Genomic DNA, 15122 nt, shown 5'->3' with positions numbered 1-15122 from the left:
TTCGCGCGGACGGTCCACGATCCCGTCGAGTTCCGCAGCTATCCGCCCCCACGTAGTGGGCCTGTGTCAACAGGCACCGTGACTCTTTCGTTGGCTCGTGTCCGACAGAACGCAATGGCCCGAGAGTTCACCGACGACGACCGGAACAAGCGCGTGACCACGGCCGACGGCACCGAAATCGGCACCATCGGGGACGTAAACGGCGACCGAGCGACGGTCGACCGGAACCACGACGACGACCAGGACCTCACCGACAAGGTGAAGGACATGCTCGGCTGGGACGACGACGACTCGAACGAAATCAGTAACGACCACGTCGACTCCTACGACGACGACACCGTCCGACTGCGACGGTCGACGTAATCCGTCGTCGCCGTCGCCGGCGCCCGGCCCCGACTCGTCTTTTCCTGACGGCGCCGACGACACTGGGAGTAACTATTCGTAGCTCCGGGGCGAACGCGATAGCATGGACCACACCGCCCAGGTAGAGGGCATCGCGGTCGGCGTCGGCCCGGACGGGGCGGGCGTGCCGGCCGTCGTCCTCGCCGCCCGCGACGAGTACCTCCCCATCTTCGTCACGCAGGACCAGGCGCGCGCCATCCAGCTCGGGCTCTCGGGCGAGCCGTTCGAGCGCCCGCTCACCCACGACCTCCTCGTCGACGTCGTCACCGAGTTCGGTGGCGCTATCGACGGCGTTCGCATCGACGACCTCTCCGAGGGGACGTTCTTCGCGAAACTCGACATCGTGCGGTACGTCGAGGGCGAGTCGGAGAAGTTCGTCTTCGACGCCCGCCCGAGCGACGCGGTCGCCGTGGCGGTGCGCGCCGACTGCGGAATCACCGTCTCCGACACGGTGCTCGACGCCGCCGGCCGGCCCCCCTCGGAGGTCGACTTCGACCCGGAGGACGGCGGGCAGGGCGGCCCCGGCGGTCCGCACCTCGACGACCCCGACGAGGGCGACTGGAGCGGGTTCAGGTAAGGGGACCGGAGGTGGGTCCGGCGGTCGAAGCGACCGACCGAGACGGGGTCAGGAGTTCCGCGGGTCGAGTACGTCCCGCAGCGCGTCGCCCACGAGGGCGAAGGATACCACGGTGAGACAGAGGACCGCGACCGGGACGACGACCGTCCACCACGCGCGAGGGAACCGGCTCAGCCCGTTGACGATGGTCTCGCCCCACGAGACCCGGTTGACGTTGTTGAGTTCGAGAAAGGAGATAGCAGCCTCGGTGAGGATGAGGATGGGTATCTGTTGGGTGAGGGCGGTGACGACGCTGCTCGACACGTTCGGGAGGATGTGTCGGCGGATGACCTCGAGGCGGCCCGCACCAGCGTTGCGCGCGGCCGTCACGTACTGTTCCTGGCGGCGCTGGATGACCTCGCTCCTGACGACGCGGGCGACGCTCCCCCAGTTGAGGAGGCCGAACACGACGATGAACAGGAGGATACTCCGACCGTAGACGAAGTTGCCGATGAGGTAGACGAGCAGGGCGGGGACGGTCTGCTGAACGTCGACGTAGCGCATCAGCACCGTGTCGACCCGACCGCCGTAACTGCCGGCGACGGTGCCGACGGCGACGGCGATGGGGACGATGAGGACGCTCGTGATGGTGGTCACCTGCAGGGCGACGCGCATCCCCGAGAGGACGAGCAGCCACATGCTCCGTCCGAGGCTATCCGTGCCGAGCGGGTGTTCGAGCGTCCCGTGACACACCGGGTTTCCGGTCGGGCCCGTTACGGCGCCGAGGCAGTCGTCCGAGAGCCCGTTCGACCCGGTGAGGAACGCCGGCGGCTGGTGTTGGGCGTCGAGGCTGATAGCCGGGTCGCCGAAGACGACCGGGCCGAGCGTCCCGAGGGCGAAGAAGGCACCGAGGTACGCGAAGGCGAGGAGGGCGACCGGGTTCGTCCGGAGCCGACGCCAGTACTCCCCCGTTCGCACCGGGTTGGCGGCGAGCGGCCAGAGTACGTAACAGCCGAACGCGAGCAACGAGAACAGAAACGGCCAGTCGAGCGCGTTCGTATCCCACGACAGCAGGAGCGCGTTGCCGGGGGCGACGTAGAACCGGTCGTAGAGGTACAGAGAGACGAGCAGGAGCGTCCCGAGGACGAAGACGAGCGTCCGGACACCGACCGGGGAGCGACGACCCTCGACCGAGGACCAGTCGATGCGCTCGAACCCGAGGTCGCCGTCGGTGTCCGTGGCCATGCTTCCCACGCACCCGGCCTGCGGTCAAAAACCTTTCAATTACTGAAGTGCTCGTTTCAGCAACACTATTGGGGGTCGCTGCCGGTCGTACGTCCCATGGCTCCGGCCCGCCGAACGCGACGCGTCCTCCGACGGGTCGGCTTCGCGGTCGTCGCCGTCTACGCCGTCGTCACCGTCACGTTCGCGCTGGTGGCGGCCACGGCGAACCCGAACCAGGGGTACCTCGTCTTCGAACTCCACCACCGGAGCAAGAGTTCGGCCGAAATCGCTCAGGCGGTCGACGCCTGGCGGGCGGCGCGCAACCTCGACGAACCGCTTCTCACCCGGTACGTCAGGTGGGTCGTGAACGTCACGACGTTCGACTGGGGTCGCTCCTTCGAGTCGGGGGCACCGGTGGTGGCCGTCCTCGCCGCCGGGCTCGGGCGGACCCTGCGGTACCTCGTCCCCGGGGTGGTGCTGTCGGCGCTCGCCGTCCCCCTCGGCCTCTCGCTGGTCGGACGCCGGCGGGGTCTGTCGGACCGAGTGGCGACCGTCGTGACGTACGTCGCCTTCGGCGTCCCCGGGTTCTTCCTGACGGTCCTGCTGGCGCTCCTCCTCACGGGAAACGCCGCGTACACGTTCGGTCCCGTCCGAGGAGCACGGGAGGCGCCGGAGGTGTCGGTCCTCGTGCCGGCGCTCGTCGTCACGGCCGGGACGGCGGCGACCGTGCTCCGCAACGCTCGCGGGTCGGGCGTCGCCTACCGGCCCAGACAGTTCGTCAAACAGCTCCGAGCCAAGGGTGCCAGCCCCGCTCGACTGACGAGACACGTCTTTCGAAACACCGTCGTGCCGCTGTTTACGCTCCTCTCGGGTGAGCTCGTCCCGCTGTTGGTGCTCGAAGTCGTCGTCATCGAACAGGTGCTGACGCTCCCGGGGTTCGGCACGACGCTTCTGGCCGCCATCAGCGCCCGCGACCTTCCCGTCGTCGTCGGTGCCACGATGGTCGTCGTCTTCGTCGGCATCGGCGGCAACCTCGTGCAAGACCTCCTCGCGGTCCTCGTCGACCCGCGCTCGGCGGACTGACCCCGTGGCTCAAACGGACACTTCAGTAACACTATTGTCCGCGCGGTCCGCGTGCGTGAGTATGACTGACCCGTCGTCCGCGTCCGCGGCGCTCGCCGGAGGGGGCAGGTCGCCGTGACACGCGCCCGCTGGCTGGTGAACCGCGTCGCCTTCGCGGTCGTCGCCGCCTACGCCGTCGTCACGGTCGCGTTCCTCTTCGTCGCGCTCGTGGCCGACCCGAACCTCTCGGTCATCAGGCACAACATGGCCCGGAGCGGCGCCTCGGCGGCGCAGATAGAGGCGGCGATGGAGGCCTACCGCGCGTCGCGCAACCTCGACCAGTCGCTGCTCTCTCGGTGGGTGAACTGGATGGTGAACGTGACGCTGCTGGACTGGGGCCGGTCGTTCCAGTCGGGGACCCCGGTCACGGCGCTGCTCGCGACGCATCTGCGCTACACGCTGGCGTACGTCGTCCCCGGGACGCTCCTCTCGCTGGTCGGCGTCGGCGTCGGGATGCACGCGGCGTCGCGGGCCGGGAGTGCGGTCGACCGTTTCGAGTCGGTCGTCTCCTACATCGCACTCGGGGTGCCGAACTTCTTTCTCGCGAAACTCGTCGTCGTCTACGTCATCCTCGCGACCCCGTCGTTCGACACCTCCTACGCCGTGCAGGGAGCGTGGGACGTCACTCACTACGGTCAGTTCCTCCCGCCAGCGCTCGTGCTCGCGACGGGGTTGTACGCCGGGCTGATGCGTTACACCCGCGCGCAGTCGATGGAGTACCTCGGAGCCACGTTCGTCAAGGTCCTGAAGGCGAAGGGGGCGAGCCGGCTCCGCGTCGCTAGACACGTCCTTCGCAACGGCGCCATCCCCATCCTCTCGCTGTTCACGACCGAACTCGTCGCCATCGTCGTCCTGAACGTATTCGTCATCGAGTACGTGTTCAACATCCCCGGCCTCGGCACGCTCACCTACGGGGCGGTGATGGACCGCGACATGCCGGTCATCATCGGGACGACGCTCGTCGTCGTGTTCGTCGGCATCGGCGGCAACCTCCTGCAGGACGCGGCCTACTACGCGTTGGACCCGCGAATCGGCGACGGAGAGTAGGCACACCCGAGCGTCCGGCGGGCGCCGACCGTCAGTCGTCGAACCCCGCCCGCGTGAACTCCTCGCGGGACAGCACCTCGTGCTCCGGCGTTCGCTTCCGGCGGACGTCCAGACGACGGAGCGCGCGCACGCCCCTGAGCAGTAGGAGGCCGCAGGCGAGGGCCACGGTGAGTCCCAGCGGTACGGCGAGCGAGGCTCCCACCGCGGCACAGACGAGCACGAGGGCGAGCGCGAGGGGGAGAGACAGTCGGATGACGCTCGAGAGCCCGTTCGGAACCAGCTTCGGGCGGGCGGCGGCGCCGACGAACGCGGCCGACGCGGAGAGCAGGAACCCGCTCGCAACGCCGTGTGACACCGACCCGCCGGCGACGACGTTCGGCGCGGCGACGCCCGCGGTGACGGCCATCCCGAGTACCCCGAGAAGGAATCCGGCGTACCGTTTCATGTGACCCTCTCTCGTGGCCCTGTGGATTAAAACGCCTCGTTTCCGGCGCACCCGCCCGTCCCGATGCCACTGTCGGCCGCTCCGTCGTCGCCGGTGACGCCACTCCCGCCGGCGAATCACCCGCATTCATGGCCCGGCTGGACGAACCCGGCTCTATGAGCGACGACCCGTCGAACTTCGAGCGGCCCGGAACCGCCACCCTCGCCGAGTCCCACACCGAGATGACCGAACTGCTCCTGCCGAACGACACGAACAACCTCGGGCGGGCGCTCGGGGGTGCCGTCCTCCACTGGATGGACATCTGCGGCGCCATCGCCGGGATGCGCTTCTCGAACCGCCAGTGCGTGACGGCGTCGATGGACCACGTCGACTTCATCGCCCCCATCGACCTCGGCGAGGTCGCGGTCGTCGAAGCGTACGTGTTCAACGTCGGCCGGACGAGCATCGACGTGAAGGTCGACGTCAGAGCCGAGAACCCGAAGACCGACGAGGAACGCCGGACCACGACCTCCTACTTCACCTTCGTCGCGCTGGACGAGGACGGGACGCCGACGCCCGTCCCCGAACTTGAGTGTCCGACACCCGAGGAGGAGGCGCTCCGGCAGGAGGCCGTCGACGGCCGCCACGAACAGATGGAGGCGGTGTACCGGCGGATGGACGGGGAGTAGTTCACCGACGGAGCGCGGATTTTTCCCGCCGGGCGACCCATCCCCCGATATGAGCCTCGACGTCGAGACCCCGCCGCCGCCGGAACTCGCATCCGTGGACCCCAACGAGTACGAGGACGCCGAAGTCGTCGGCGACGCGAACTACCGCCGGGAGGAACTCGGTGCGTTCCTGCGTGAGGGCGCGTGGGCCGAGTCCTTCGAGCAGTGGGCCACGGACACGTCGGTGACCGAGGAGCAGTGGGACATCGTGCTCGATTTGGACCTGCTGGAGCGCTTCGACTTCTTCTGGGACGACTTCGCCGACCGCGTGGGGTACCACGCGCCCGGCCTGCCGGAGGACTGGAAGGAGCGAAAGCTGCATCCGGAGCTGACGAGTTGGGGGCAGGTGTCCTCTATCAACGCCGGGCTGACCGAACTCGGGCAGGTGGTGTGTGACGTGCTGAAGGAGGAGTACATCGACTGGGAGGCCGAGTACGAGGCGCCGGACGACTTGCCCGATTTCGGGTAGCGCGCCGACGACTTCCGCCGGCACTCCAGTTCGGCCGACGGTTGCGACGGAGCGCCCCAGAGAAGCCCTCGCGCGCTCGACTCGGACGACTCGCTGTCGCGCAGGACCGAAGCTTCTGCTGGAAGCCGGCGGCTGTGCCGCCGGCGACGAAGCGAATCCTCCGGCGGACCGCGGTCGGCCCTGTGCCGACCGCTCGGGGGGTGGGGAGGCGTGAGGCTGTACAGTGGATGGGGTTTCGAAAAGGGCCAGTCGCCTTCCTTCGTCGAGCGCCCAGGGGCTTTCGGGAGCGCTGTTTCTCCGACTTAGTTTCAACTCGTCGCCAACTGACTCAGCTTCCAGAGAGCTGCCGCGCTTGCAGGACTCACGACAGGAGTAGTTCGTGAGCGACCACTACTGTTCCCGGATATACCGAAGCCGCTGAGCGGGCGTTGGATAGATGAGTATATCCGCCGCGTTAACATCTACACCCTTTCTGTTCTTACCCTCGTTCTCAACCGCCTTTTCGACCACATTTTTCACAGTCTCTGCGTCGGTATGGTCAATGGCCAATCGAAGCCCACGATACACAAACTGTCGGAGAGTTAGCGAATACAGAATAATCGAGAGCACGGCGCCGAGTATAAACGGCCACTGCCCAAGTTGAGGAATCAGGAGCCGTTCTACTTGTGCGATTATAAAAAAGTAGAGTAGAAGTGGTAGAGTGACTGTTACCATCGTCAGCACGTGATAGTATCTCTTCGCAAGGTATGCTTCAAAAATCATAATAGCCTCTTGTTCCTTCTCAGAATGTTGGGAGAAAAACGTCTTGTCGGCAATCAGATGTCGATTGAATCGGAATCCGCCTAAGAATATCACAGGCATATATCTCTTCAGTTGGTTAGATACCCATACGTCGCTCACCCTGATGTTAGCGACCTCCCGGAGTTGGTCAAGCCTCTTTTTCTGCTTCTCTGATGGCTGTCGAAACGTATCGCTCTCCTTCTTGTGATAAGGTTCAATAATAGCAATCAGAGCTTTTATATGGAAATTGATAGCTATCAGATCAGTAACTATACCGAGAATCCAATTGTTCGGGATTAGGTGCAGAAAGACGTAGATAGTGAGCAAAGGAGTCAACAAGAGGTAGATAATACACGACCATTGTCTCCACGACATCCTCGGCTTGCTTGATGTCATTCAGTCCAGTTCTCTTACTGATAAGACAAGTGACTATAAAATTGCCGATACCAATTGTCGTAGACACACGCTCTACCTCTTGGAGCCGAGTCACTGTATGTCACCTCAAAAAACTCGCTCGATTCCCGCCGGCTTCACCGTCCACTCACGAATCCCGTGTGAGCACCCTTAAGAACCGCCCGCCCACACGAATAGACAAGAAATGCAACCACGGGACCTCTCCGCGAACGCCCCGTACGTGCCCGGCCGCGGCACAGAGGAGGTCGCCCGCGAACTCGGGATGGCCCCCGAGGAGCTCGTGAAACTCTCCTCGAACGAGAACCCGTTCGGGCCGAGCCCGGCGGCCGTCGAGGCTATCCGCGACACCGCCGCGAACGTCGGCGTCTATCCGAAGGCCTCCCACACCGACCTCACCGACGCGCTGGCCGAGAAGTGGAACGTCGCGTCCGAACAGGTGTGGGTCAGCCCCGGGGCCGACGGCGCGCTCGACTACCTCTCGCGGGCGATGCTCGACCCCGACGACGAGGTACTCGTCCCGACGCCCGGCTTCGCCTACTACGGGATGAGCGCGCGCTACCACCACGGGGAGGTCGCGGAGTACCCCCTCGCCGCCGAGGACGACTTCGCCCAAACCGCCGAGGGTATCCTCGACCACTACGAGGGGGAGCGAATCGTCTACGTGACGACGCCCCACAACCCCACGGGGTCGGTCTGCCCGCTCCCCGAAATCGAGGCGCTCGCAAACGGCGTCGACGACCACACGCTCGTCGTCGTCGACGAGGCCTACGGCGAGTTCACCGAGGAACCCTCGGCCGTCACGCTGCTCGACGACTCCGACAACGTCGCCGTGACGCGGACGTTCTCAAAGGCGTACGGACTCGCTGGCCTCCGTATCGGCTACGCGGTCGTCCCCGAGGCGTGGGCAGATGCTTACGCCAGAGTGAACACACCGTTCGCGGCCTCGGAAGTCGCCTGTCGAGCCGCCCTCGCCGCGCTCGACGACGACGAGCACGTCGAGACGACGGTCGAGACCGCCCGCTGGGCGCGCGAGCACATGTACGACGAACTCGACGCCCCGACGTGGGAGAGCGGGGGGAACTTCGTGCTTGCCGAGGTAGGGGATGTCTTCGAGCGTGGCTCGAAGGGCAGCGAGACGGAGTCTCGCGCGGCGGCGGCCGTCGCCGACGCCAGCCAGCGCGAGGGCGTCATCGTCCGCGACTGCTCCTCGTTCGGCCTGCCGACCTGCGTCCGCATCTCCTGTGGCACCGAGGCGCAGACGAGAGCGGCCGTCGAGACGCTCAACGCGGTGCTCCGGGAGCTGGAGGCCCAGCCGTGAGGGTCGTCGTCACCGGCACCCCGGGGACGGGGAAGACGACGGCGACGGACCTGCTCGACGCCAAGGTGGTCCACCTCAACGACATCATCGACGACCACGACCTCTGGACCGAGCGCGACGAGCAGCGCGGCTCCCTCGTCGCCGACCTCGACGCCGTCGTCGAGTGGATCGGCGAACAGGAGGACATCGCGTGGCACCCCGAGGCCGGTGCCGAGGAGGTCGTGGTGGTCGAATCCCACCTCGCCCACCGGTTGGACGCCGACCGGGTCGTCGTCCTCCGCTGTGCGCCCGGAAAGCTCGAAGACCGGCTGGTCGGCCGGGGCGACTCGACGGCCAAAGCCCGCGAGAACGCAGAGAGCGAGGCGCTCGACGTGATTCTCTCCGAAGCCTTCGAGCGCCACGGCGCCGAGAAGGTGTACGAAATCGACACGACCGGCGAATCGCCCGAGACCGTCGCCGCCGCAATCGAGGCCGTGATTCGTGGCGAGCGCGAGCCGAGCGCCGGCACGGTGGACTTCGTGGACTACCTCGGCGAGCCCGGGTTCGGAGCACAAGCCGACGACCATGGCGCCACGGAATCGACGGCGGACGACGGCCGGCCGGACGAGACCGACCGGACGGAGGCCACGGACCCCGACCGATGACGCTCGACCAGTTCCGACCCCTCGCGGACCGCCTGCTCGACCCGTTCGTCGGCGCCGCCGACAGCGTCGGGCTGACGCCCGACGGCGTGAGCGTCATCGCCTTCGGCTTCGCGGTCGCCGCCGGGGTCGCGTTCGCCATCGCCGACCCCCTTTACTACGCGCTCGGCGCGCTGTTCGTCTTCCTGAACGGCTGGCTCGACCTCCTCGACGGGGCGCTCGCCCGACGCCAGAACGTCGCCAGCGACGGCGGCGACCTGCTCGACCACGTGCTCGACCGCTACGCCGACATCGCCGTCATCGTCGGCCTCGCACTCGGGATTTCGGAGAACGGAGGCCTCGTGCTCGGTCTCGCGGCCGTCACGGGCGTCCTGATGACCTCCTATCTCGGCACGCAGATTCAGGCCGTCGGCCTCGGTCGCCAGTACGGCGGCCTCCTCGGCCGCGCCGACCGCCTCGCGCTCATCGGTATCGCGGGTGTCGCCGCCGCCGTCGTCCCCAGCCCGTTCATCTCGGTCGGGCCCCTGAATCTGGGCATCGTCGGGCTCCTGCTCGTCCTCTTCGCCGTCGTCGGCCACATCACGGCGCTCCAGCGCTTCTGGGGCGCGTGGTCGGACCTTCGCTGAGTCGGGCGAGTCGAAAGTCGAGCGGACCCGCCTGCTTTTCACGTCGCGTCGCCTCCCCTTCGGCGATGACCGGGGACGACCCCAACGACCCGTCGACACCGCCGAACGCACACCGCGACCGTCCGACCACCCAGTCGGAGTACGGCATCCCGGAAGACGAGGAGGGGCTCCTCCCGTGGTCCCACGTCCTCGCCCGACTGCGCGAGGACCGGACGTTCTGGGTCGCGACGACCGGGCCGGACAGCCGTCCACACACCCGGCCCGTCTGGGGGGTCGTCGTCGACGGAACGTTCCACTGTGGCGGCGGCGAGCGCACGCGATGGGTGCGGAACGTCGATGCCGACCCCCGGCTCGCGGTCCACTGTGAGAGCGGCGAGGACGTGGTCATCGTCGAGGGCCTCGCGGAGAAGTTGACTCCCGAAATCGCCGACGCGGAGCGACTGGTTTCAATCGACGCCGCCTACGCGGAGAAGTACGGCATCGAACACGGGACGCCCGTCTTCGCGATTCGTCCGGAGACGGTGCTCGCGTGGTCGGACTACCCGACGGACGCGACGCGGTGGCGGTTCGAAGACGACTGAGCGCAACGCGAGCGGACCGTTTCATCGGTCCGCGACGCGCTGACGCGGGGGTGTGGATGACTGAGCGCCACGACGGCCGGGGGTCCATCGCCGGCCGTCTCGCCGACCTGCCAACCGTAGGACCGAGGGGTTCGCCTGCCCGCACCGACCACACACGTCGTGTATTTTATACCCCGAGGACCGTTACCGGAGGGTATGCCCCAGTGTGAGATGTGTGGCGCCGAGAAGGGGTCACTCACCACCACGAAAGTCGAGGGCGCCGAGCTCGAACTCTGCGAGAACTGCAAGGGCTTCGGCACCGAGGTGCGCACGGAGTCGACGTCCAGCACGTCGACGAAGTACTCCACCTCGTCGTCTTCGTCGTCTTCCTCGTCGAGTTCTTCGTCCTCGTCCAGTTCGAGCTCCGGCGGCTCCACGCGCCGCCGTCGCGACATGTTCGACGACATGGAGGAGGTCGCCACCGACTACGACCAGCGTATCCGGCAGGCCCGCGAGAACAAGGGTCTGAGCCAGGAGGACCTCGCGGGCGAACTCAACGAGAAGGCGAGCCTCATCCGCAAACTGGAGCGCGGCGACATGCTCCCGAGCGACGCCGTCCAGAAGAAACTCGAACGGAAGCTCGGTATCTCCCTCACCGAGGGCGACAGCGACGACGACACCGAGTGGTCGAGCGGTTCGTCGACGACGACGACCCTCGGCGACGTGGTGAAGCGGAAGGACTAGCACCGACCGTTTTACGCCTCGGGTGGCCGCTTCGCGGCCACCGCTCGGCCCAAAAAGCTCGACCAAAAAGGGCCGCTCGCTCGGGCAGTGCGAGGCGGCGAAGCCGCCTCGATGTGAGCGGGCGAAGCCCGCGAACGAGGCCCTCGCTCGCGGTTGACTGTTCCATCTACAGCACTGCTACAACACTACCCTACCGCCGCCCCAGTGTCATCAGTGGTCCCAGCAACTGGGGATGGCTCACGAACGGCTATTCCCCCCGCATTCCTGTTACTCTCCCATCACGCCGGCCGAGAGGGCTATAAGCGTCGATAGCCAACGCCGGGCAATGCCACCCCAGACGCGGACCTCGAACGTGGCGATATCCGACCGCACGGCGGCCGGTGCCCGCCATGCGTGACGTTCCGTTCGTCGCGCTGGTCGCCCTCCTGCTCGTCGTCGCCGGCGTCGCACCGGCCGCGGCGATGGCCGCCGACACGGGTGCGCCCGAACACGACCCGGTTCTCGCGGGTCAGGCTGCCGGCGCACACCTCGTCGATGCGTCGGCTAGTGGAGGTGTGAGTGCGGTGGCGGGTGAGAGCGTCTCGGCGAGCACCTCGCTCGCGGACGCTCCGTTCACCGACGCGCTGCTCCACGGGAGCGCGGGGACGGCACACGTCGACGGGGCCGGCATCGACGCGCTGGGCGAACTCGCGTTCGACGACCTCCGCGAGCGCGGCGAACACGCCCTCGACCTCGCACGGTCGGGCGGTGCGGAGGGGCTCCCCTCGGTGCCGCTGCTGGTCGGCGGCTACAGCCGGTACGACGACTCCGACCCGCTGGAGAACGACCACCGCGCCGCGGTGTTCGAAGTCGTCGGCGACGCGCCCGGTATCGCCGTGAGCGAAGTCGCGAAACGGGCGGACGTGTCGCGCTCGACCGCGCGGTACCACACCCGCGTCCTCGAGGCCGAGGGCCTGGTGTTCGGCGAGAAGATTCGCGGGAAACTCCGCTACTTCCCGGCGGACGACGAGATGCCCGAACTGACCGCCGCACTGGCCGACGAGGCCGCGGCCGGGGTGCTGTTCGCAGTCGCTCGCCGTGGCCCGGTGAGCGTCTCCGCGCTCGCCGAGGCGTTGGACCGCGCGCCGAGTACGGTCTCGCACCACCTCTCCCGACTCGACGAGGCGGGACTAGTCGAGCGGGAGCGTGACGGCGGTGCGGTGCTCACCCGCGTCACCCCCGAGGTCGACGCGGCGCTCGCCGAGCGCCCCACGCTGGAGGGTGGTCCCGCCGTCGGCGCCCACGCGGACGACTGACCCGCTGGGTCGAACCTGACCGACCCGGTAGCACTCCCGTATTCTCCCCGTCTTCTTCCGATACGAGGCGTCTCACCGGTGAGCCAACCGTGGGTTTCGACGCTTCGGTTAGAACGCTCTTTTCGGTCCCGCGTCTCCCTCCGACCGGGCCAGACGGCCCGTGAACCCCAGATGACAGACGAAAACTCTTCGACGCGCTCACGTCGCACGATGCTGAAGGCAGTCGGCGCCGCTGGCGTCGCGACGATGGCCGGCCTCGCCGGCTGTGGCGGCAGTACCGGCGGCGGCAACGAGACGGGCAACGCCTCTGGCGAGGAGAACCCGGCCGGTGGCGAGGAGACGACCGAAGGTGAAGTCGGCGGTGAGGAGACCACCGAAGGCGAACTCGGCGGCAACGAAACCACCGAGGGTGAAGTCGGCGACAACGAGACCACCGAAGACGAGACGGGGAACGGGTCCGTCGGCAACGAAACCGGTGAGGAGACGACCGGCACCGAATCCGGAAACGGGACTGCCGAAAACGGAACCGCCGAGAACGGCACCGAGGGCAATGCCACAGCCGACGACGAGATGGCCGGCAACGACACCGAGTCGAACGAGACGGTCTGACGCTGCAGTCCGCGGAAACCCTCCATCCGACTCCGCCCCGCTCACCGTCTCTCTCGGCACCCCACTCCCCTGCGTGTCCCCGTTCTGGGCAGCCTCTCCTCTCTCCGGGCGCTCTCACTCTCTCTTGCGCTCTCCGTCCCCACCTGACGCTCGCTCCCGGTGTCACACCCTTCGCTGTCTCCTTTCTCCGTCCTTTTGACGCGCCGACTCCACCGCCCCGCTCGCCGCGACCGGAGGGACCTTCACGACTCCACGCCAGTCGACACCACATGCCACGAGAGTCGTTCACGCTCGGCGCGGCACAGGTCGAACCCGTCTACCACGACAAGGCGGCGACGCTCGACCTGACCTGTTCGTACATCGAGGAGGCCGGTCGGGAGGACGTCGACCTGCTCGCCTTCCCGGAGACGTTCTTCCCGGGCTACCCCTACTGGCGCGGGAGCGTCTCCATCCCGCGGTGGACCGACCTCGTCGTCGAGTTGAACCGGAACAGTCTCGCCGTCGACGACGAGGCGGTCGAAGTCATCGGCGACGCCGTCGACGACGCGGACCTCCACCTCGTGCTCGGGACGAACGAGCGAAGCGACCGGACGGGGAGCGAGACGCTGTACAACTCCATGTTCTTCTTCGACCGGTCGGGAGAACTCGTCCGGGTCCACCGCAAACTCATGCCCACCCACGAGGAGCGGGCCATCTGGGGCCGCGGCGACCCGTCGAGTCTGCAGGTCCACGACACCGACCTCGGCCGCTTGGGGGGCCTCGTCTGCTACGAGAACCACATGACGCTGTCGAAGGCGGCGCTGTGTGCGATGGGCGAGGAGATTCACACGGCCGTCTGGCCCGGCTTCTGGACGCAGAACGGCCACCCCGGCGACAAATCCCGCGCCGAGGACGGCGCGGCCCGCGACACCTGCGACATCTACCCCGCGGTCCGGGAGTACGCCTTCGAGACGCAGTCGTTCGTGCTCTCCTGTTCGGCCTACATGAGCGAGGGCGCCCCGGAGGGGTTCACCGAGGACGAACTCGGCTTCAACGTCGCCGCCGGCGGGAGCATGCTCGTCAACCCCGCCGGCGTCGTGAAGGCCGGTCCGCTCGTCGGTGAGGAGGGCCTCCTGACGGCCGAGTTCGACCGCGACGAGCGTCGCGCGACGAAGGCGTACTTCGACGCGATGGGCCACTACACCCGCTGGGACGCGGTGAACCTCGAAGTGAGCGACGAGACGCTGGAGCCGGTCCACCGCCACGAGCACGGGAACGGGACGGGTCGTCGGGCCGGGAGGCAGGGAGACCGGCCGAGGCTCTCCCCCGCCGAGGCCGAGCGCATCGCCGCCGACCACGAACTCTCCATCGACGCGGTGGAGGCGGTCGCCGAGGCGGTCGAGCGTCGCTGAGTGCGAGGCAGGGACCCTCGTCGAACGACGCCGAATTTCGCCGAACCACGAACCCTTTTGCGCCCTGCGACGAACCCTCCAGGTATGTTCGTCCTCGTCAACCTGAAGGCGTACGACGTCGACCCGGTCGAAATCGCCACTGCCGCCCGCGACGTGGCAGAGGAGTCCGGCGCGCGCATCGGGGTCGCACCGCAGGCGGCTCACCTCCCGGCCGTCGCAGACACGGGCGTCGAGACGTGGGCACAGCACGTCTCCGCGGTCGAGCACGGGAGCCACACCGGGAGCACGCTCGCCGAGGCCGTCGCCGACGCGGGGGCGAGCGGGACGCTAATCAACCACTCGGAGAAGCGCCTCAAACTCGCCGACATCGACGCGGCGATGGACGCCGCCGAGCGCGCCGGCCTCGAGACCTGCGTCTGTGCGAACAACCCCGACCAGGTCGGCGCCGTCGCCGCCCTCGGCCCCGACGCGGTGGCGGTCGAGCCTCCGGAGCTCATCGGCGGCGACGTGTCGGTCGCCTCCGCGGACCCGGACATCGTCGAGGACGCCGTCGCCGCGGCGAACGCCGTCGACGACGCCGTCGCGGTGTACTGCGGCGCCGGCGTCTCGACGGGCGAGGACGTGGACGCCGCGGGCGACCTCGGTGCGGAGGGGGTCCTGCTCGCCTCGGGCGTCGCGAAGGCCGACGACCCGCGGGCGGTGCTCGAAGACCTCGTAAGTCCGCTGTAGCTGGCCCCGGCACAAAAACGGAGAGAAGGAGTCCACTCGACTC

17 protein-coding genes and 1 pseudogene are annotated in these 15122 nt (G+C 67.6%); 15 read left to right on the top strand and 3 right to left on the bottom strand.

All coding sequences use genetic code 11. From position 1 onward, the window contains the following. Positions 1–114 precede the first annotated feature (114 nt). Both N5095_RS19410 and N5095_RS19405 read left to right on the top strand, forming a co-directional pair. Complete coding sequence (locus N5095_RS19410) at positions 115–363, top strand: hypothetical protein (RefSeq protein ID WP_267624828.1); 249 nt, start codon at positions 115–117, stop codon at positions 361–363. Positions 364–466: 103 nt separating this feature from the next. Then, on the top strand, positions 467–979 hold the full coding sequence (locus N5095_RS19405; RefSeq protein ID WP_267624827.1) for a bifunctional nuclease family protein: 513 nt from the start codon (positions 467–469) through the stop codon (positions 977–979). Positions 980–1027: 48 nt separating this feature from the next. On the opposite strand, the gene N5095_RS19400 is transcribed toward N5095_RS19405, so the two are convergent. Beyond that, on the bottom strand, positions 1028–2203 hold the full coding sequence (locus N5095_RS19400; RefSeq protein WP_267624826.1) for an ABC transporter permease: 1176 nt from the start codon (positions 2201–2203) through the stop codon (positions 1028–1030). Between the two features lie 96 nt (positions 2204–2299). Between N5095_RS19400 and N5095_RS19395 the strand changes: the two genes are divergently transcribed. Further along, positions 2300–3265, top strand: coding sequence for an ABC transporter permease (locus N5095_RS19395; protein WP_267624825.1), 966 nt, complete (start codon positions 2300–2302; stop codon positions 3263–3265). A gap of 114 nt (positions 3266–3379) precedes the next feature. Next, entirely contained in the window at positions 3380–4351 is a 972-nt protein-coding gene (locus N5095_RS19390) for an ABC transporter permease (RefSeq protein WP_267624824.1), read from the top strand. A gap of 31 nt (positions 4352–4382) precedes the next feature. On the opposite strand, the gene N5095_RS19385 is transcribed toward N5095_RS19390, so the two are convergent. Then, a complete protein-coding gene (locus N5095_RS19385) occupies positions 4383–4796 on the bottom strand; it encodes a hypothetical protein (protein ID WP_267624823.1) in 414 nt (137 codons plus the stop codon). 155 nt (positions 4797–4951) lie between these two features. On the opposite strand from N5095_RS19385, the gene N5095_RS19380 reads away from it, so the two are divergent. Beyond that, positions 4952–5464 carry an acyl-CoA thioesterase gene (locus tag N5095_RS19380; RefSeq protein WP_267624822.1) on the top strand — a complete coding sequence of 171 codons (513 nt, stop codon included), beginning with the start codon at positions 4952–4954 and terminating at the stop codon, positions 5462–5464. Between the two features lie 49 nt (positions 5465–5513). Next, the gene (locus tag N5095_RS19375; RefSeq protein WP_267624821.1) at positions 5514–5972 is read left to right on the top strand and encodes a DUF7992 family protein; all 459 of its coding nucleotides are present in this window, start codon (positions 5514–5516) and stop codon (positions 5970–5972) included. 390 nt (positions 5973–6362) lie between these two features. Here the strand turns inward: N5095_RS19375 and N5095_RS19370 are convergent, their stop codons facing one another. Continuing rightward, positions 6363–7148, bottom strand: coding sequence for a hypothetical protein (locus tag N5095_RS19370; RefSeq protein WP_267624820.1), 786 nt, complete (start codon positions 7146–7148; stop codon positions 6363–6365). A 202-nt stretch (positions 7149–7350) separates the two neighbouring features. Between N5095_RS19370 and hisC the strand changes: the two genes are divergently transcribed. From hisC to tpiA, 9 genes and pseudogenes are all read left to right on the top strand, one after another. Then, positions 7351–8484 (top strand): histidinol-phosphate transaminase, encoded by a 1134-nt coding sequence (gene hisC, locus N5095_RS19365; protein ID WP_267624819.1) that lies wholly within the window; start codon positions 7351–7353, stop codon positions 8482–8484. Next, positions 8481–9014: pseudogene (locus N5095_RS19360) on the top strand (adenylate kinase family protein); the annotation flags it as partial. The gene hisC and the pseudogene N5095_RS19360, both read left to right, overlap by 4 nt. Positions 9015–9124: 110 nt before the next feature. Further along, positions 9125–9751 (top strand): CDP-alcohol phosphatidyltransferase family protein, encoded by a 627-nt coding sequence (locus N5095_RS19355; RefSeq protein WP_267624818.1) that lies wholly within the window; start codon positions 9125–9127, stop codon positions 9749–9751. Positions 9752–9816: 65 nt separating this feature from the next. Then, on the top strand, positions 9817–10332 hold the full coding sequence (locus N5095_RS19350; RefSeq protein WP_267624817.1) for a pyridoxamine 5'-phosphate oxidase family protein: 516 nt from the start codon (positions 9817–9819) through the stop codon (positions 10330–10332). 195 nt (positions 10333–10527) lie between these two features. After that, complete coding sequence (locus N5095_RS19345) at positions 10528–11055, top strand: multiprotein bridging factor aMBF1 (protein ID WP_267624816.1); 528 nt, start codon at positions 10528–10530, stop codon at positions 11053–11055. 389 nt (positions 11056–11444) lie between these two features. Next, on the top strand, positions 11445–12350 hold the full coding sequence (locus N5095_RS19340; protein ID WP_267624815.1) for a winged helix-turn-helix transcriptional regulator: 906 nt from the start codon (positions 11445–11447) through the stop codon (positions 12348–12350). 171 nt (positions 12351–12521) lie between these two features. Beyond that, the gene (locus N5095_RS19335) at positions 12522–12959 is read left to right on the top strand and encodes a hypothetical protein (protein WP_267624814.1); all 438 of its coding nucleotides are present in this window, start codon (positions 12522–12524) and stop codon (positions 12957–12959) included. A gap of 269 nt (positions 12960–13228) precedes the next feature. Beyond that, complete coding sequence (locus N5095_RS19330) at positions 13229–14350, top strand: carbon-nitrogen hydrolase family protein (RefSeq protein WP_267624813.1); 1122 nt, start codon at positions 13229–13231, stop codon at positions 14348–14350. A gap of 84 nt (positions 14351–14434) precedes the next feature. Further along, entirely contained in the window at positions 14435–15079 is a 645-nt protein-coding gene (gene tpiA / locus N5095_RS19325) for a triose-phosphate isomerase (protein WP_267624812.1), read from the top strand. Positions 15080–15122: the final 43 nt, after the last annotated feature.

Origin of the sequence: Halobium salinum (assembly GCF_026586625.1) — an archaeon.
Lineage (GTDB): Archaea > Halobacteriota > Halobacteria > Halobacteriales > Haloferacaceae > Halobium > Halobium salinum.
The sequence above is the reverse complement of the archived record's forward strand: the minus strand, read 5'-3'. Positions and strand labels throughout refer to the sequence as shown.

Coding starts and splice junctions, on each gene's coding strand:
- N5095_RS19410 (WP_267624828.1), top strand. CDS start 115: ATGGCCCGAGAGTTCACCGACGACGACCGGAACAAGCGCGTGACCACG.
- N5095_RS19405 (WP_267624827.1), top strand. CDS start 467: ATGGACCACACCGCCCAGGTAGAGGGCATCGCGGTCGGCGTCGGCCCG.
- N5095_RS19400 (WP_267624826.1), bottom strand. CDS start 2,203: ATGGCCACGGACACCGACGGCGACCTCGGGTTCGAGCGCATCGACTGG.
- N5095_RS19395 (WP_267624825.1), top strand. CDS start 2,300: ATGGCTCCGGCCCGCCGAACGCGACGCGTCCTCCGACGGGTCGGCTTC.
- N5095_RS19385 (WP_267624823.1), bottom strand. CDS start 4,796: ATGAAACGGTACGCCGGATTCCTTCTCGGGGTACTCGGGATGGCCGTC.
- N5095_RS19380 (WP_267624822.1), top strand. CDS start 4,952: ATGAGCGACGACCCGTCGAACTTCGAGCGGCCCGGAACCGCCACCCTC.
- N5095_RS19375 (WP_267624821.1), top strand. CDS start 5,514: ATGAGCCTCGACGTCGAGACCCCGCCGCCGCCGGAACTCGCATCCGTG.
- N5095_RS19370 (WP_267624820.1), bottom strand. CDS start 7,148: ATGACATCAAGCAAGCCGAGGATGTCGTGGAGACAATGGTCGTGTATT.
- hisC (WP_267624819.1), top strand. CDS start 7,351: ATGCAACCACGGGACCTCTCCGCGAACGCCCCGTACGTGCCCGGCCGC.
- N5095_RS19355 (WP_267624818.1), top strand. CDS start 9,125: ATGACGCTCGACCAGTTCCGACCCCTCGCGGACCGCCTGCTCGACCCG.
- N5095_RS19350 (WP_267624817.1), top strand. CDS start 9,817: ATGACCGGGGACGACCCCAACGACCCGTCGACACCGCCGAACGCACAC.
- N5095_RS19345 (WP_267624816.1), top strand. CDS start 10,528: ATGCCCCAGTGTGAGATGTGTGGCGCCGAGAAGGGGTCACTCACCACC.
- N5095_RS19340 (WP_267624815.1), top strand. CDS start 11,445: ATGCGTGACGTTCCGTTCGTCGCGCTGGTCGCCCTCCTGCTCGTCGTC.
- N5095_RS19335 (WP_267624814.1), top strand. CDS start 12,522: ATGACAGACGAAAACTCTTCGACGCGCTCACGTCGCACGATGCTGAAG.
- N5095_RS19330 (WP_267624813.1), top strand. CDS start 13,229: ATGCCACGAGAGTCGTTCACGCTCGGCGCGGCACAGGTCGAACCCGTC.
- tpiA (WP_267624812.1), top strand. CDS start 14,435: ATGTTCGTCCTCGTCAACCTGAAGGCGTACGACGTCGACCCGGTCGAA.